At 60.6% G+C, this 15,700-nt stretch carries 15 protein-coding genes; 7 read left to right on the top strand and 8 right to left on the bottom strand.

From position 1 onward, the window contains the following. Nucleotides 1-66: 66 nt before the first annotated feature. From WNY80_RS16925 to choX, 8 genes are all read right to left on the bottom strand, one after another. A complete protein-coding gene (locus tag WNY80_RS16925) occupies nucleotides 67-2,307 on the bottom strand; it encodes a heavy metal translocating P-type ATPase (protein WP_342888585.1) in 2,241 nt (746 codons plus the stop codon). Between the two features lie 10 nt (nucleotides 2,308-2,317). Further along, nucleotides 2,318-2,530, bottom strand: coding sequence for a heavy metal-associated domain-containing protein (locus tag WNY80_RS16920; RefSeq protein ID WP_342888584.1), 213 nt, complete (start codon nucleotides 2,528-2,530; stop codon nucleotides 2,318-2,320). 101 nt (nucleotides 2,531-2,631) lie between these two features. Then, nucleotides 2,632-2,928 carry a metalloregulator ArsR/SmtB family transcription factor gene (locus WNY80_RS16915; RefSeq protein ID WP_342888583.1) on the bottom strand — a complete coding sequence of 99 codons (297 nt, stop codon included), beginning with the start codon at nucleotides 2,926-2,928 and terminating at the stop codon, nucleotides 2,632-2,634. A gap of 97 nt (nucleotides 2,929-3,025) precedes the next feature. Then, nucleotides 3,026-3,793: a DUF2470 domain-containing protein gene (locus WNY80_RS16910; protein ID WP_342888582.1), complete on the bottom strand. Its 768-nt coding sequence runs from the start codon at nucleotides 3,791-3,793 to the stop codon at nucleotides 3,026-3,028. A gap of 16 nt (nucleotides 3,794-3,809) precedes the next feature. Next, the gene (locus tag WNY80_RS16905; RefSeq protein WP_342888581.1) at nucleotides 3,810-4,571 is read right to left on the bottom strand and encodes an SDR family NAD(P)-dependent oxidoreductase; all 762 of its coding nucleotides are present in this window, start codon (nucleotides 4,569-4,571) and stop codon (nucleotides 3,810-3,812) included. 41 nt (nucleotides 4,572-4,612) lie between these two features. Next, nucleotides 4,613-5,683, bottom strand: a complete 1,071-nt coding sequence (choV, locus tag WNY80_RS16900) for a choline ABC transporter ATP-binding protein (protein ID WP_342888580.1) — start codon at nucleotides 5,681-5,683, stop codon at nucleotides 4,613-4,615. Then, complete coding sequence (gene choW / locus WNY80_RS16895; protein WP_342888579.1) at nucleotides 5,680-6,534, bottom strand: choline ABC transporter permease subunit; 855 nt, start codon at nucleotides 6,532-6,534, stop codon at nucleotides 5,680-5,682. The genes choV and choW overlap by 4 nt, the downstream gene beginning before the upstream one ends. 74 nt (nucleotides 6,535-6,608) lie before the next feature. Then, a complete protein-coding gene (gene choX / locus WNY80_RS16890) occupies nucleotides 6,609-7,538 on the bottom strand; it encodes a choline ABC transporter substrate-binding protein (RefSeq protein WP_342888578.1) in 930 nt (309 codons plus the stop codon). Nucleotides 7,539-7,779: 241 nt separating this feature from the next. On the opposite strand from choX, the gene WNY80_RS16885 reads away from it, so the two are divergent. The 7 genes from WNY80_RS16885 to WNY80_RS16855 all read left to right on the top strand — a co-directional run bounded on the left by WNY80_RS16885 (nucleotide 7,780) and on the right by WNY80_RS16855 (nucleotide 15,666). Further along, the gene (locus tag WNY80_RS16885; RefSeq protein WP_342888577.1) at nucleotides 7,780-8,370 is read left to right on the top strand and encodes a thymidine kinase; all 591 of its coding nucleotides are present in this window, start codon (nucleotides 7,780-7,782) and stop codon (nucleotides 8,368-8,370) included. 137 nt (nucleotides 8,371-8,507) lie between these two features. Beyond that, nucleotides 8,508-8,906: a cytochrome c family protein gene (locus tag WNY80_RS16880; RefSeq protein ID WP_342888576.1), complete on the top strand. Its 399-nt coding sequence runs from the start codon at nucleotides 8,508-8,510 to the stop codon at nucleotides 8,904-8,906. Between the two features lie 190 nt (nucleotides 8,907-9,096). Beyond that, the gene (locus tag WNY80_RS16875) at nucleotides 9,097-10,185 is read left to right on the top strand and encodes a hypothetical protein (protein WP_342888575.1); all 1,089 of its coding nucleotides are present in this window, start codon (nucleotides 9,097-9,099) and stop codon (nucleotides 10,183-10,185) included. Nucleotides 10,186-10,214: 29 nt separating this feature from the next. Then, entirely contained in the window at nucleotides 10,215-11,360 is a 1,146-nt protein-coding gene (locus WNY80_RS16870) for a hypothetical protein (RefSeq protein ID WP_342888574.1), read from the top strand. A 4-nt stretch (nucleotides 11,361-11,364) separates the two neighbouring features. Next, nucleotides 11,365-13,281, top strand: a complete 1,917-nt coding sequence (locus WNY80_RS16865) for an AAA family ATPase (protein ID WP_342888573.1) — start codon at nucleotides 11,365-11,367, stop codon at nucleotides 13,279-13,281. Then, nucleotides 13,278-14,579 (top strand): DUF6638 family protein, encoded by a 1,302-nt coding sequence (locus tag WNY80_RS16860; RefSeq protein WP_342888572.1) that lies wholly within the window; start codon nucleotides 13,278-13,280, stop codon nucleotides 14,577-14,579. Before WNY80_RS16865 ends, WNY80_RS16860 begins: the two co-directional genes overlap by 4 nt. After that, a complete protein-coding gene (locus WNY80_RS16855; protein WP_342888571.1) occupies nucleotides 14,572-15,666 on the top strand; it encodes a DUF2333 family protein in 1,095 nt (364 codons plus the stop codon). The genes WNY80_RS16860 and WNY80_RS16855 overlap by 8 nt, the downstream gene beginning before the upstream one ends. Nucleotides 15,667-15,700 lie beyond the last annotated feature (34 nt).

Raw genomic sequence — 15,700 nt, 5'->3', positions numbered from 1 at the left:
AAAACCAGAAAAGCCCGTCTCTCAGGAGGCGGGCTTTTTCTTTTCAAACATCAACGAAAACACGGATCAGCCCTTTGAAAAGCGTGGTTTCCATCGTGCCATCAGGGCGGAATTGGTCACGACGCTGACCGAGGAAAACGCCATCGCGGCACCTGCAAAGACAGGTGGCAGGATGCCGAAAGCGGCCAGCGGAATGCCGATCAGATTGTAGATGAAGGCCCAACCAAGGTTTTGCCGTATGGTTCGCCGGGTTTTCGCTGCGACATCCAGAGCCGCAGACACCAGCCGAAGATCGGGCCGCATCAGCGTGATGGCGGCCGCTTCACGGGCTGCGTCGGCTCCGCCGGCCATTGCAATGCCGAGATTGGCTGCGGCGAGCGCTGGCGCATCATTCAGGCCGTCGCCGACAAAGGCGACATGACCGCCGGTGCTTTTTGCCAGTTCACGGATGACGTCGAGCTTTTCGCCGGGCAGCAATCCGGCGCGGACATCGGACACGCCGGCTTCGGCGGCAATCGACCTGGCCGTGGCCTCGTTGTCGCCGGTCAGCATCACAGTGGTCAGACCCCTGGCAGCCAGATCGGCAAGCGCCTGGCGGGTTTGCGGGCGGAGCTTGTCGGCCAGGCGGATGACGCCGATCAGCCGGTCGGCTTCCGCAACCCAAGCCAATGTTCCGGTTTCATCGCGGACGCCGGTTGCATCTGCAGCGCTGGTATCGATGCCGGCTTCCATGAGAAAACGCTCGGACCCGACCCGTATCTTGAGTGCGCCATTCATTCCTTCCAGCCCGCGGCCGGGGACGGCGCGGATGCCGGATGCAGGTGTAATCGGGATGCCTGCCTCATCGGCATGGGCAAGGATGGCGCGGCCAAGCGGGTGTTCGCTTCCGGTTTCGACCGAGCCGGCAAGACGGAGCAGTTCGTTCGGGCTTGTGCCTGCGACAGGATAGAGGCCGGCAACTTCCGGCGTTCCCATGGTCAGGGTCCCGGTCTTGTCGAAGGCCACGAGCCTTATGTCGGTGGCGCGTTCGAGCGTCTCGATATCGCGGATCAGAATGCCTGCCTTTGCGGCGGCACCCGTCCCGGCGACGAGGGCGGTCGGAGTGGCAAGGCCGAGGGCGCAGGGGCAGGCGATGACCAGAACGGCGACGGCGGCGACCATGGCGGTTTCAAAGTCGGCGCCTGTCAGCATCCAGCCTGCAAACGTCACCACGGCAATGACCAGGATAAGGGGAACGAAGACCGCGGAAATTCGGTCGACGAGCTTCTGCACCGGCGCATGGCCTGTCTGGGCCTCCTCGACCAGCCGGGTCATGCGGGCAAGCCTGGTGTCAGCGCCTGCGGCGGTCACCTCGACTTCCAGCACGCCGTCCGTGTTGGTGGTGCCGGTGATGACCGGATCGCCAGGTCCGCGCGAAACCGGCATGCTTTCGCCGGTGACCATGGCTTCGTCGAGCGAGGAGCTTCCGGTCAGGATCACGCCGTCGGCGGCAACCCGCATGCCCGGCCGGATGATGATGACGTCGCCGACCGCGAGGCGTTCGACCGGGACAGTGCGGACCGATCCGCTCAATGTCTTCAGCTCGGCCGTGTCGGGCTGCAGCCGGCCGAGGGCGCGCAATGCGCCGGCGGCACCGGATTTGGCGCGGGCTTCAAGATATTTGCCCAGCATGATCAGCGTCAGCACAACGGCAGCGGCTTCAAAGTGGAGATGCGAGGCCATCGACTGTCCGTGACCGGCGTGGGGGTCGCCCCAGCCGCGGATCATGACCCACAGGGACCAGAAGTAGGCGACCCCGGTGCCAAGGCTGACCAGCACGGCCATGTTGGCCGATCCGCCGCGCAGGGCGCCGAAGGCCTCACGCCAGAAGCGGCTGCCCGAGACGGCCATCACACCGGTGGCCAGCAGCGCCTGCCAGACCGGTGAAATCCACGCTTCGCCAAGCCCGGTCATCATTGGCAACATGCCGATGACGATAGGCAGGGTCAGCAGGGCTGAGATCACCAGGCGCAGCAATGTCTGCCGCTCGTCGGCGCGCCGGGTTGCCGCCTGGGCTTCATCGGCGTCGCGGTGGGCTGCAAAATCGTCGCGGCGCAATACGGCGCCGAAACCGGCACGCCCGATGGCCTCGGCCAGTTCGGACGGATCGAGACCGTCGCCCTCGATGTCCGCGCGCTCGAGCGCCAGATTGACGTGTGCCTGGGCCACGCCCGGTTGACGTGAAAGCACCTTCTCCACGCGTGCCGAACAGCTGGCGCAGGTCATGCCCGAAATATCAAAAGTCACATGGTCAGGTTTGGCGGTCATTTGATCAGCATCAGGCCGTGACGCCGGTCACGTCGAAACCGCAATCCTCGATAACACCCTTGAGCTTATCGATGAGTTCCGGCCTGGCGATGTCGGCAGTCAGCTTGCCGTTCTCGAGGTTGACCGAGAGGTTTGAAACGCCTTCGACCGAGCTTGCGGCCTTCTCGACGGAGCGCACGCATCCATCGCAATGCATGCCGTCAATCTGTATTGAAATAGTCATGAGCATGATCCTTTCCGCCCCCATATGGGGACGGGCCAGTGGCATCGTCAAGCGCCGCACCTGATGTTTGGCACCCCGATTTCCGGATCAGCTATGAGGCTTTAGTTGGAATAGATGCTGGTCAAAGTCCGCAGCATCTGCAGAACGGAATCCGAGTTGATCGAATAGTACACCGCCTGTGCCTCGCGGCGGGTCTTGACCAGTTGCCGCGTTCTCAGTTTGGCCAAGTGCTGGGACAGGGCGGACTGGCTCAAATCAACCTTCTCCGCGAGTGTACCAACCTGCATTTCTCCGTTGGCAAGGTTGCAGAGAATCATCATCCGCTTCTGATTGCCCATGGCTGCCAAAAGGTCTGCGGCTTCCTCGGAGTGTGTTTCCAGACGGTGCGTGTCAATCATTGTTATCTTCCATAGCCCCCCCGCCCATGGCGGTCTTCAATAAATTAATCCAAATACTCAAAAAAATGTCTCCCCACATATTTCAACTATAAAACGGTCAATGTACACCCCTATTTTCTAATAGCGTACGCGAGAGTTCGGAAAACTTTGCACGCAGCCCCGACGCCTGTTGCAACGGGGTGTCGAATTCGATGCGCAGGATTTCATCGCCATTGGCCAGGTCGAGGCCCGCGCAGTCAATTCCGCAGACTTTCCAACCCGTTCGCTTCGATTTTCCGTGAATTCTGGCGTAGCTATCGACGGAATCGGGGTGATCGGCGTTCATATGCTCAATGGCGCCGGGCTCGATTTCCGCGACTTCGGCGATGGCTGGCGACTGGATCAGCAGATCAGACGCGTCGAGCACGAAGGCCTTGCCGAAACCGCCATTCAGGCTTGCTGATTCGGGGACCATGCGGAAAAACGCAAAATCTGGAAAGTCAGCATAAAGCGCGGCTTTGGGATGCCGGGCTATGAAGCGGGTACGCAGGCGGGCATGGGCCGGGTCGTCGCGCGCAACGCGTTCCGCCCGGGTGCGCACCGTAATCCGCGGATGGGCAAGCGGGTCGCCCTTGGCCGGTTCTCCGAACAGCAGTGATGCCCGCGGATCAGCGGTCAGCGCGCCGGTGTGAACGGAGAGAGCCGAGACCAGGATCAAGGGCGTGCCATCGATATCTGTTCCGGTCAGAACCCGGCTGGCAAAAGGAAAGCCTGTGCCAGGTTCAAGCACGGCGATGGCACCAAAACGTGCGCCACGGACAAGGCGGCGCGCAAGACGCCGCGCCTCCTCATCCGTGTCACGAATGGTCTTGACCGGTTCCTTCATCGAAATCGGCCGCTCCTTACTTCGGAGCCATCCGGATTGCGCCATCGAGGCGGATCGTCTCGCCGTTGAGCATCACATTGTCGATGATGTGCATGGCCAGGCTTGCGTATTCTTCCGGCTGCCCCAAGCGGGACGGGAACGGCACCGAGGCGCCAAGGCTGTCCTGGACTTCCTGCGGCATGCCGAGCAGCATCGGTGTTGCGAAGATGCCCGGCGCGATGGTCATCACCCGGATGCCGAAGCGTGCGATTTCACGGGCAATCGGCAGTGCCATGGCGTGGACACCGCCCTTGGAGGCGGAATAGGCGGCCTGGCCGATCTGGCCGTCAAAGGCTGCAACGGAGGCGGTCGAGATCACCACGCCGCGTTCGCCGTCAGCCAGCGGCTCGAGCTTGGAAGCGCGGTCGGCAAAAAGCCGCAGCATGTTGAAGCTGCCGATCAGGTTGACCTCGATGACCTTGCGGAAGACCTCGAGATCATGCGGGCCTTCGCGGCCGACAACGCGGACGGCGGGTGCAATGCCGGCGCAGTTGATCAGGATCCGGGCTTCGCCATTGGCTTCGGCGGCTTCAGCCAGCGCGGCCTCGGCGGCTGCCGCATTGGAGACGTCGCAGGCAATGGCCTTGCCGCCGATTTCGGCAGCCACTTTCTGGGCCTGCTCCAAGTTTACATCAAGCAGCGAAACCTTCGCGCCGGCCTTTGCCAATGCCCGTGCGGTCGCCGCACCGAGGCCTGAGCCTCCACCTGTCACAATGGCGGCTTTGCCCTTAACGTCCATATTCCGATCTCCCTGAATGCACTAATATGTTTGTCTCTAACTCATACATCTGTGCGGCGGTGCCGCGTCAGACCACGAATGATATCGTCGGCTGTGATGGAACCTGTCACCGCGCCTTTGTCAATAACGCCGATTGTCCCGTTGCGGCGGGCAAGGGCCTCCATGACCTCTTCGAGCGGCGTATCGGGTTTGACAGAGGCCGACAGCGGCGATTGGCCGCGCGACGCATCCGGCTTGCCCGGGCTCATCACGTCGCGCGCGGTGAGCATGGCAATCGGGTTCATGTTGGCGACGAAATCGGCGACGTATTCATTTGTCGGCGAATTGACGATTTCGCGCGGGGTGCCGCACTGGATGATGCGCCCGCCTTCCATGATGGCGATGCGGTTGCCGAGTTTCATGGCCTCGTCGAGGTCATGGCTGACGAAGACGATGGTCTTGCCGAGCCGTGATTGAAGCTCGAGCAGTTCATCCTGCAGCCTTGTCCGGATCAGCGGATCGAGCGCGGAAAACGGCTCGTCCATCAGCAGGATCGGCGCACCGGTGGCGAAGGCGCGGGCGAGGCCGACACGCTGCTGCATGCCGCCGGAGAGTTCCGCCACCATCCGCTCGGACCAGTCGGAAAGGCCGACGAGTTCGAGCTGTTCGGCGACGCGCTGATCGCGTTCCTTCTTGGGCACGCCGGAAATTTCCAGGCCGAAGCCGACATTGTCGGCAACCGACCGCCAGGGCAGCAAGCCGAATTGCTGAAACACCATCGAGACGGTGTCCATGCGTAACTGCTTGAGCAGCTTGTCGTCGCAAGCGCCTACATCGAATGTCTCGTCGCCGCATTCGACGATCAGCGTGCCGCGGCTGATCGGATTGAGCCGGTTGATGGCGCGCAGAAGCGTGGATTTGCCGGAGCCCGACAGTCCCATAAGGACGAGAATTTCACCCTCGTTGATGTCGACGGTGCAATCGTGCACGCCGAGAACGTCGCCGGTGATCTCCTGGATCTCGGTGCGGGACTTGCGCGCATCGGCCAGCGCCAGGCTCTCTTCGGTGTTGTCTCCGAAGATGATGGAGACGTTGTCAATGCGGACCGAGCCGCGATCAGCACCCAGGCTCATGACGTGGCTCCAATGCGTACCCGGCAGATGCGGTCGAGAATGATGGCGAGAATGACGATGGCGATACCGGCTTCAAGCCCGAGCGGGATGTTGACGGTGTTGAGCGCGCGAACCACGGGCTTGCCGAGGCCGTTGGCGCCGATCAGTGCCGCGATCACCACCATCGACAGCGACAGCATGATGCACTGGGTGAGGCCCGCCATGATGGTCGGCAGGGCTGCGGGCAGCTCGACTTTTCTCAGCAACTGCTGCGGCGAGGCGCCAAATGCCATGCCGGCTTCGACCATCGGTTTGGGTACCGAGGTGATGCCGAGATAGGTGAGCCGGATCGGGGCAGGGGATGCAAAGATGATGGTGACCAGCAGGCCGGGCGCGAGGCCGAGGCCGAAAAGGATGAGCACCGGGATCAGGTAGACGAAGGTCGGCATCGTCTGCATCAGATCGAGGACCGGCTGCAAATAGGTGTAAAGCCTTGGCCTGTGCGCCAGCCAGATGCCGATCGGCACGCCGATGAGCATGGACATGAAGGCCGCGGAAATCACCAGGACGAGGGTCTCGACGGTTTCCTTCCAGAGGCCCTGGTTGATGATGAAGACCAGGCCGAGAACGATGCCGAGCGCCAGCTTCCAGGATTTCTGGATGCGCCAGCCGATCAGTGCAATGGCAAGAACCAGGAGCAGGGGCGGCAGCCACAACAACCCGTCGATCATAGAGTCGAGCAGGAACTTGAGGGTGTCTGCGATGGCGTCAAAGACGAACTCGAAATTGTCGGTCAGGAAATTGAAGAAGCTCTTGCCCCATTTTCCGACCGGAATTTTCCACGCGGTGATAAAATCCGCCATTCCATCCATGTCTTGTCCCCCGGCATACGTCATGATCCGGGGCCGCATTATGCAGCCCCGGATCCGATTTCAGTCAACAAGTATTACATGCCGAGCTTGGCTTTGACAGCGGCAACGGCATCGCCACCGTCGAAGGTTGTCACGCCTTCAAGCCAGGGTGTGACCGCGTCCGGGTTCGCCTTCAGCCATGCAAGACCGGCATCATTGGCATCTTCACCCTTGAGGATGTCATCCATGATCTTGTTTTCCATCGACAGCGAGAACGACAGGTTCTTGACCAGCTTTCCGACGTTCGGGCATTCGGTGGTGTAACCGGCGCGCACATTGGTGTGCACGGTGGCGGCGCCAAAGCCGGAATCGCCCATGCCGTCGAGATAGGCAATCGGCATTTCACCCATGATCGGATGCGGGGTCCAGCCGAGGAATGCGATCCATTCTTCGTTCCGGAGTGCCTTTTCGGCCTGCGAGAGCATGCCGGCTTCCGAGCTTTCGACCAGTTCGAAACCGTCAAGGCCATTGGCCGGATCTTCGATCATTTCCAGCACGATGCGGTTGCCGTCATTGCCCGGCTCGATGCCGTAGATCTTGCCGTCGAACTTGTCCTTGAACTTGCCGATATCGGTCAGGCTCTTGACGCCGGCTTCGGCTGCATAGGTCGGGACAACGAGGCCGTAGCCGGCGCCGTCGAGGTTCTTGGCAATGGTTTCAACCGAACCATCGTCGAGGAATGGCTGAACGTCTGCGGCCATGGAGGGCATCCAGTTGCCGAGGAAAACATCCATGTCCTTGTTCTTGAGCGACTGGTAGGTCACCGGCACGCTCAGCACCTGAACGTCCTGCTCATAGCCGAGCGCGTCGAGAACAACGCCGGCGACGGCTGTGGTGGCCTGGATGTCGGTCCAGCCGACATCGGCGAAGCGAACTGTTTTGCAGGTTTCCGGATCAGCCGCCTGCGCGGTGGCTGCGCCTGCGAGCATGAGGGCTGCGAAGGCAATTGTCAGTTTTTTTGTCATGGTCGGTATCTCCCGTGTTCCGAGCGCAGAAACAACCACCTCTGAGGCCCAAACTCAACCCGGAAAGCCGCCGAAAAGTGCCGGGAAAGCGAAAACGGCTGTTGAAAGCGGTGGCAGAGGGGTGGAATTCGATGGAGCGCAGAGGCATTAGATATCCCGTCGCGAGCGGGATCATGCCGCTGCAGTTCCGGGGTCCGCGGCCGGACAATCATGCAAACCGGGTGAAACGCAGGGATCCGCCTTGGCCAAGCTCTATTTCAGCTACTCGACAATGAATGCGGGCAAGTCGACGCTTCTGTTGCAAGCCTCCTACAATTACCGCGAACGCGGCATGCGGACCGTGCTCTTCATCGCCGCCTTCGATGACCGTGCCGGCGTTGGACGCATTGCCTCGCGCATCGGGCTTGACTGCGATGCCATTCCCTTCCGCCCGGAAGACGATCTGTATGAAGCGCTCAAGGCGCTGAAGGCCGAAGGCCCGATTGCCTGCGCTTTTGTCGATGAGGCGCAGTTCCTCACCGAGGAGCAGGTGTGGCAACTCGCACGCGTGGCTGACCGGCTGTCGATCCCGGTGATGACCTACGGGTTGCGCACCGATTTCCGCGGCCAGCTGTTTCCTGGCTCGGAGGCCCTGCTGGCGCTTGCCGATGAATTGAGGGAAGTGCGCACGATCTGTGAATGCGGACGCAAGGCGACCATGGTCGTGCGAATGGACGATCAGGGCAGGGTGATCCGCGAAGGGGCCCAAATCGAGGTCGGGGGCAATGAGAAATATGTGTCGTATTGTCGCCGTCACTGGGACGACTTGATGAACCCGGACGCGGCAAAATAGCGATTTCGCCGGACTTCACTGCCGCAACCAATCGGTTTTCGCCAAGCCCGAGATCTGCAGGCGTACCAAGTGCTCATTGCTCTTGCCGGTGTCTGGGCTATATGATGGCGCTCTGAAGAAGCGAACGGAGTCAGTTTATGCGCATTTCCTATTCCATGTTGTTCGGTGCCGTCATCGCGGCTGCTGTTTCGGTTCCGACCGCAGCCTTTGCCGATGGTGACGCTGCCAAGGGCGCCAAGATTTTCAAAAAGTGCGCCGCCTGCCACACGGCGACTGAAGCGAAGAACAAGGTCGGGCCGCACCTGGTCGACATCATCGATCGTCCGATCGCTTCGGTTGAAGACTACAAGTATTCTCCGGCCATGACCGAACATGCAACCGAGGTTCCGACGTGGACCGTCGAGGCGCTGGGCGCGTACCTGCACAAGCCGAAGGCCGTGGTGAAGGGCACCAAGATGGCCTTTGCCGGTCTGAAGAAGGACAAGGATATCGAAGATATTATCGCCTATCTGAAAGATCCTGCCGCAGCCAAGTAAAACGGTTCGGCAACACCGAGACCAGAGGCCGTTCCTTCGGGAGCGGTCTTTTTTTTCGCCTTGTTCGTACCTACGTTTGCTTTCCGCAGCACTGAACCAGTGCTAGGTAGGATTTTGGTGTCCGGCGCTTCTGGACCGGGTTGTATGCGTGTCATTTTCAGGTGATGCAGGAAAAACAGGGGAATTGGACATGGCCGATATCAAGGCGCTTGATGCAGAAATCGAAAAGACACGCTCCGTCGTCAATGACATGCGCTCGAAGATCGAGGCGTCGGGCGTAGTGCTGGAGAAGCTTTCTGAAGCCGATGCAGAGCTGGGCGATCCGCAGTTCGATATCGAGAATGCCCGCATCCAGGATGTCCTGCGCCAGCAGCGGATGATGGAAACCAACATCGCCGACCTGATTATCGGACTTGAAGACGCCACCAATGTGTTCGGTGCCGAATTCGAAAGCATGAAGGGCTTTTCCGGCCTGGAAAGTTTCGTGGCGATCTTCTCCAAGTCGCGGGCGCAGCGGATGCGCTCGGACCGGGTGCGCAACATGTCGCTGTCGGGCAATCTGCAGGAGCTTCTGAAAAAATCGGACACCATCACCGGCATCCTGAAGGACCAGAAGGACATTCTCGACAGCCGCTACAAGACATCCGAAGCGAGCCTGATCAAGGTGATCGAGCGCCGCAAGGTGACAATGGCCAATCTCGAGACCACGCAGCAGCGGATCGAGGAGCTCAACCCGCTGCTGATGGACATCGAAAACAGGATCGCTGCATCGACGGATCAGAAAACCCGCACGGATCTTGAAAGCGAGCGGTCGAAACTCGCCACCGAGTACAACGAGCGGCAGGCCAAGGAGCAGGAGCTGCTGGCGGAAAGCCAGACGCTGGAACGCTACACCTCGATGTTCCAGACCTTCGTCGATTCGCTCAACAACCAGATCGCGGCGCAGAACACGCTGATCAACAAGCTGACCATCGATACCGAACAGCGCATCGTGCTTTACAAGGCGCTGGAGGATTCCTTGAAGACAGCGGCGCAGCAGGATGTGGCGCACAAGATCAACACGCTTGGCAGCCGGGTCGATACCGCCGCGGAAGAGACCATGGCGGGGATTGGCGCCGCCGCGCAGGCGCATATCGGCGATCTTCTGGAAATGCATGAGAAGAACATGCTGTCGACCCAGGATATCCAGCGGCGCAAGAAGCTCGCCGACGATGCGTTCGCCCGGCGCTTTTCCGAGGTTCTGGAAAAGCACAATTCAGCCAATTACGTGAAGTCCTAAGCGCGCCGTGATGAAACCGGAGGCCGGCCATGCGTGCTGACACCGGCGCAGCCGGAGCCTATTTCAGATCGATGCGTGCGGCATTGAAGGGTCTGCGGGTCTATCTTGCCGACGACAATTCGCCGCTCTATGCGCATGGCTTGGTCGGCCAGGTGATCATCCCCTATGTCGACCGGCTGGAGGCTACGTTCTCGGCCTGGGAAAACCGGGTCGGCTTTATCGAGCGTTTCCGCATCAGCCGGGCCGACAGCGGCTTCCCGGTGTTCCAGAACGTGCTGACGCTGGAGAATGACCGCGCGACGGCCGATGAGCGGTTGGCGACGATCCCTGACGTCGATACCCTGAAGACGGAGATGGCCGACTTCATCCTTCGTCACAAGGAATTTCCCGGCGCGCTGCAGGAGCAGATCGCCGAGCGGCTCTATCTGGAAGAAATCGGCAAGGACGCGGTGTTCGCGCCGTTCATCCTGCCCGAGACGATCCGGGTTTCGGTCAATCCGAAAAACGGACGGCCCTATTATGTGGTTCACTGGGGTGTGTTCGACGGCAGCCAGACCCTGCCGATGGTCTACATGGCGACCATCGAGGACTCGAGTGAGACGATTGCCAGGACGCTTGTAACCAAGGATGGCAAGCTCAATCCGGATGTCGATATTCCGCTTCCCGTTGGCGGGTTGCTCAATCCGGAGTTTGCCCGCGCCTTTGATGCCTCGGCGGAAAAGAACGGGGCCTATTCGCTGTCACCGGTAACGATCACGCAAAACCTCGATGCCGATTTCGAGCATCTGCATCCCAAGCAGTTGCGGCGTTTCGTGCTCGGGCCGTTCTATTCGGCGGGCGTGACCGAGAACAGCGACCGGATCTCGACCATCCTGTCGAAAGTGCGCAAGGACGAGAACGCCTGGCTTCTGACATGGACCATGCAGGAAGTGTTTTCCAAGGCCGAACGTCCGGCCAAGCGCGGGCTGTGGAGTTCGGCGCCGGCGCAGGATGTCTACCACATCGAAACCGATGATCTGGAAGCGACGCGGCAGGGGGTGAGCGCCTACCAGAAGCACGCACTGGTTCCGCATGAAGCCTACCAGGCGCTTTATGCCTCGGGTGAAGCCGAGAGCATTTTTTCCGGCTTTACCGTGCATGTGGTGTCGGGCAACCAGGTCATAAGCGAGGTATGAGGCCATGAGCCAGACAGCAGGGCTGACCACGATTTCCGAGGAAGATATCGCCCGTCATCAATTGGTGGCGCAGTCGATGGTGACCCGCGTCGTGGTGATGGTTGCGCAGGATGGCGGGTCTTCGACACCGCTGGCGGGCACCAACAGGCGGTTTGTCTCAACCGTGTCGACCCGCGGCCTGCGGCGGACCCGGGAAATCGAATTCGGCAAGACCATTCAGGCCATCCGTGCCAATGATCCGATGCTGTCGATCAAGCAACACACGCTCTTGTTCCGTACCCGCCGGGGAATTGCCGTGGCGCTTGCCGTGGCGGAGCTGTTCTCCCAGCAGACAGATCTCGAAAGCCTGCAGTCACGCAATGCCGGTGCCCCCTTGCAGGGCGAGGAAGCGGAGCGTTTCAAGCGGTTGCTGTCGGCTTCGGCCTACGTGGCTGCGTTCACGCTTGCGGCCTACATCCTGCAGACCGTCGATGGCGAGAGCGAACCGGCCAACGACACCGAAGAGCCAGATTTCCAGTTCGATACTCCGCAGGATGCGCTGAAATCGATTGTCGCGGCACTGGATGCCGCGATCTCCGGGGCACCGGACGAGATCGCCATGACATCCAGAGCCCGCGCGCTGGCGCGGGTTGCCATTGAAGGCCTGATCAGCCGCCGTGCCCGGTTTGATGCGCTGGGCAATTTCGCGCAATCGCACCTGCGGCTGGAGAGCGACAACTTCACGCTCGATGGTTTCGACGTGGCGCCGGGGCAACGCCGCAAGCCGCTGGTGATGAACTTCAAGAAGCCCAACGAAATCATCGGCAATCATCTCGCCAAGCACCAGGCGATGCGGCTGGCGCGGATGGTCATGGCCTATGATTTCGACCGTCAGCTCAATCCGTTCGTGGAGCTCGGCGGTTTCCTGTTCACCTTCATCGGCGACGGTGCGCCGGGCACCGGCAAAACCATCCTGATCCAGATGCTGGCAGGCCTGATCAATGACTACTGCGAGGTCGCCGGCTATCCGTTCCACTACGAGAATTTTGGGGTCGACCAGATTTCGTCCTACCAGGGCAAGTCGGGACAGAACTGCAAGGCCTTTGTCGACAATGTGCTCGACCCGCGGGCGATCGGTTTCGGCACCATCGACGATATCGACCAGGTCGCGGCCAAACGCTCGGATGACCGGGCATCCGCTGGCCAGCAAGAAGTCACCGCCGTTCTGATGGAGGCCTTCGCAGGCGCCTCAACCGTGGTGCGCGGCAATTGCAGCTTTGGCATGTTCTCCAACTATCCCGAGAATGTCGACGATGCACTGAGGCAGCGGGCCGGCGCGCGCTGGCTGGTCGATGGACCGCAATCACTTGATGATTACATCGATATTTTCGCGCTGCTGGCGGGCAAGAACCATTCGATCCCGCTTGGCTCTCATGAGCTGTTCGTCAGCCAGGAAATCAAGCAGGCGGTCGCACGATCCTATGATGGTCACGACCGGCCGCAGGAAGAGGGGCTGCTTTCTGTCTGGGAGCGGTTCGAGAAAGAGCACGGCAAGGTCAAAACCATCGCCGACATCGGCGCCTACCTCCACCAGATCAAGCTGGCCGAGCCGCGTTTCACCGGCCGGGCGATCAAGAACATCACCGATGCGATCAAGATGCGGGCGATGGACATCGATCTTCCCGACGAGTGGTTCGAGACACCCGAAGCCTTCATGCACAAGGCTTACGACGACAAGATCGCGATGATCTCGGAGCTGCGCAAGCCGTTCACGATCGAGATGGTGCTGCAGGAAATCAACCGTTACGCCGATTCCGAGTTCCGCTACACCGACCGTTCCGATGCGACTGCCGTTGATGACATCATCCGGCGCGAACGTCAGCGCGAACGGGCGATCCGGGAGATCGAAGCGATGAAACGGGACGGGCGCTGGCAACAATGAAGCTGCTGGTTGAAAACGAACTGATCTATGGTCGGCTGCTTCCCGTCGAGGAACCACATCTCGTCGAGCGCTACAACAAGGCACTCAGGGCTTTCGGGCTGCCGGAGACAAAGCTGAGCCGGTTCCGGATCGACATGACCGGTTTCTCGCCGGAAATCGCCGAAGAACTCGGTGACGTGCAGTATCTCGATCCCAACGGCGTCAATCGCAGGTTTGTCGTGCTCACGCCGGAGCAGGAGAACCTGCCGGTGGTCCACACCCAGTTTTCCAACACCGCCGGGCTGATGCACGAGTTCTTTGACGGCAATCGCCGTGCCGTTCATGCGGTGACGATCAAGGATGCCCTGTTCGGCGAGATCGAGGAACCGGTCGACGAGGTCACGGGGGTCGAGGACCTGCTGTCGATCGAGGAGGTCCGGTTCCGGGTGATGTCGGCCGAAAATATGCTGGGCAAGGCGACCGAACTGCGCGCACTGGTCGACCGGCTCAAGTCCTCCAAGGACGGCTGGCGGGATGACGCCATGCTCAACCGGATGGTCGAGCTGGCGCGGGAAACCGGAGACATCCGCCAGAACGCGCTCGTACCGGACAAGCTCGTGTTTCCCCACACGTCATACTGGGCCAATCATTTCGGTGGTGTATTCATCTTCCGCGATGGCCGGACCACCACGGTGATCTGTGACAGCCATGCGCCGGGGTTCCGGCGGTCGCGTCCGTGGGAAGTCAGCTATATCGATATTGCCGACCATGCGCGGGTTTTCGAGTATCTGTCGAAATCCGAAAGGCTGCAATTGCCGCGTGCTTCCTGGGTCGAACCGTCGGGTTTCTTCGCCCACAGGGCGGAAATGGCGGTGTACGACCTCATCCGCCGGGCCGACCCGGCTGTCGATCTTGCCGGGACCGACCGGATCTGGCTGCAGACCTGGATGCACAGGAACTCCGCGCTGATCGCCGAGGAGGGGATCTATCCGTTCCTGCAGGAAGCTATCCGCGAGGTGGCGTCCACCGGACAGGTGAAGATGCGCGAAGTGCGGACCGACCGGCGGCTCATGCTGTGCCGGGCGGCGCCGGCGCATCCGGACCAGTGGCTGGTCAACCGGCTGCTGGCGCGTTTGGCGCCGTTTGACTTCGTCAGCCGCTTCATCTTTGACAAGCAGGGCTTTTACACCGCTTATGAAGGTTATTCCGAAAGCTACCGCACCCATGTTGTGGATGTGCTCGGAACAACCTATCTGAACAACAAGGCGGCGCTCAGGTCGCGGCTTTTCGGACTGGAAGGACACCAAGAGGATGCTTGACCCGGTGATTGAGTTTTTTGAACGGATCTTCCACGCCATCGGCCGTGGTGTCGGCATGCTGATTTCGCTCATTCTGTGGCCCTTCGTGACCGTGGCAGCCTGGTACCGGCAGCGCGGATTCATGCTCAAGGTCATCGTCGGCGGTATCGTGTTCGTCTTTGTCGGGCTGTATGGATATTTTTTCTGGCAGACCCAGGTCTGGACCGGTTTTGATCCCGATTATCCGAGCAAGTATGAAGCCATCGCCTCGACGCCTGGAACCAAGGGTGCCGATGGCACCTGCGCACCCTCGGCGATGGTGGCGATGACGGCAGACCTGATCGATTTCAACGTCAACGAGAATGCCTGGATCTCCTCGATGCTGCTCTACAAGGCCGGCCTGTTCGGCGTGGACTGGAGCCATACGCCGTTCTTTGACAACAAGGCGGCGTTCCAGCGGGGCGTGAACCAGGCGATCCGCCGCACGACGGTCGAGTTTGTCGATACGCTTGGCCGCGTGCGCGGCACCAGCCAGGTTGACGGTGACCTGCAGGATGCGCGTGGCGCCATGCAGTTTGATGAGTACACCTGGTATCTGAGCTGGCCGTTCCTGCCGAAAACGCCGACGCCGTCCTTCTATCGCACGGCGATCGATGATCTTCAGTCGTTCAATGACCGTCTCGGCAGGTGTGAGGCAATTTATGACGCGCGCACCGACAACCTGGTCCAGTTTCTCGACCGGATTGCTTCGGACGTCGGGTCGACCTCGGCCATCCTCCGGGACCGCTCGGAAAACTACAATGGCGGCTGGTTCGACACCCGTGCGGATGACCGCTTCTGGTTTTCCTATGGCCAGCTCTACGGCTATTACGGCATCCTGAAGGCCACCCGCGAGGACTTCCGCGATGTGATCGCCCAGCGCAACCTGGCTCAGCTTTGGGATGACATGGACGCGCAATTGTCCGCAGCGCTGAAGATCCAGCCCTTGATCATTTCCAATGGCAATGAGAGCGGTTGGATCATGCCGACCCACCTGGCAACCATGGGCTTTTATGTCCTCAGGTTCCGGTCGAACCTGGTGGAAATCCGCGGAACTCTCGACCGCTGACATGGCAGCGGCCAGACGGACTGTCTCCGTTCTG

It is taken from the genome of Hoeflea sp. AS16 (genome assembly GCF_038900095.1).
Taxonomy (GTDB): Bacteria; Pseudomonadota; Alphaproteobacteria; order Rhizobiales; family Rhizobiaceae; genus Hoeflea.
This window is presented reverse-complemented; position numbering and strand designations above follow the sequence as displayed.

What these genes read in the sequence shown, in the direction of transcription:
- WNY80_RS16920 (WP_342888584.1), bottom strand. Translation starts at nt 2,530, where the DNA reads ATGACTATTTCAATACAGATTGACGGCATGCATTGCGATGGATGCGTG.
- WNY80_RS16905 (WP_342888581.1), bottom strand. Translation starts at nt 4,571, where the DNA reads ATGGACGTTAAGGGCAAAGCCGCCATTGTGACAGGTGGAGGCTCAGGC.
- WNY80_RS16910 (WP_342888582.1), bottom strand. Translation starts at nt 3,793, where the DNA reads ATGAAGGAACCGGTCAAGACCATTCGTGACACGGATGAGGAGGCGCGG.
- WNY80_RS16925 (WP_342888585.1), bottom strand. Translation starts at nt 2,307, where the DNA reads ATGACCGCCAAACCTGACCATGTGACTTTTGATATTTCGGGCATGACC.
- WNY80_RS16915 (WP_342888583.1), bottom strand. Translation starts at nt 2,928, where the DNA reads ATGATTGACACGCACCGTCTGGAAACACACTCCGAGGAAGCCGCAGAC.
- WNY80_RS16880 (WP_342888576.1), top strand. Translation starts at nt 8,508, where the DNA reads ATGCGCATTTCCTATTCCATGTTGTTCGGTGCCGTCATCGCGGCTGCT.
- WNY80_RS16875 (WP_342888575.1), top strand. Translation starts at nt 9,097, where the DNA reads ATGGCCGATATCAAGGCGCTTGATGCAGAAATCGAAAAGACACGCTCC.
- WNY80_RS16870 (WP_342888574.1), top strand. Translation starts at nt 10,215, where the DNA reads ATGCGTGCTGACACCGGCGCAGCCGGAGCCTATTTCAGATCGATGCGT.
- choW (WP_342888579.1), bottom strand. Translation starts at nt 6,534, where the DNA reads ATGGATGGAATGGCGGATTTTATCACCGCGTGGAAAATTCCGGTCGGA.
- choX (WP_342888578.1), bottom strand. Translation starts at nt 7,538, where the DNA reads ATGACAAAAAAACTGACAATTGCCTTCGCAGCCCTCATGCTCGCAGGC.
- choV (WP_342888580.1), bottom strand. Translation starts at nt 5,683, where the DNA reads ATGAGCCTGGGTGCTGATCGCGGCTCGGTCCGCATTGACAACGTCTCC.
- WNY80_RS16860 (WP_342888572.1), top strand. Translation starts at nt 13,278, where the DNA reads ATGAAGCTGCTGGTTGAAAACGAACTGATCTATGGTCGGCTGCTTCCC.
- WNY80_RS16855 (WP_342888571.1), top strand. Translation starts at nt 14,572, where the DNA reads ATGCTTGACCCGGTGATTGAGTTTTTTGAACGGATCTTCCACGCCATC.
- WNY80_RS16865 (WP_342888573.1), top strand. Translation starts at nt 11,365, where the DNA reads ATGAGCCAGACAGCAGGGCTGACCACGATTTCCGAGGAAGATATCGCC.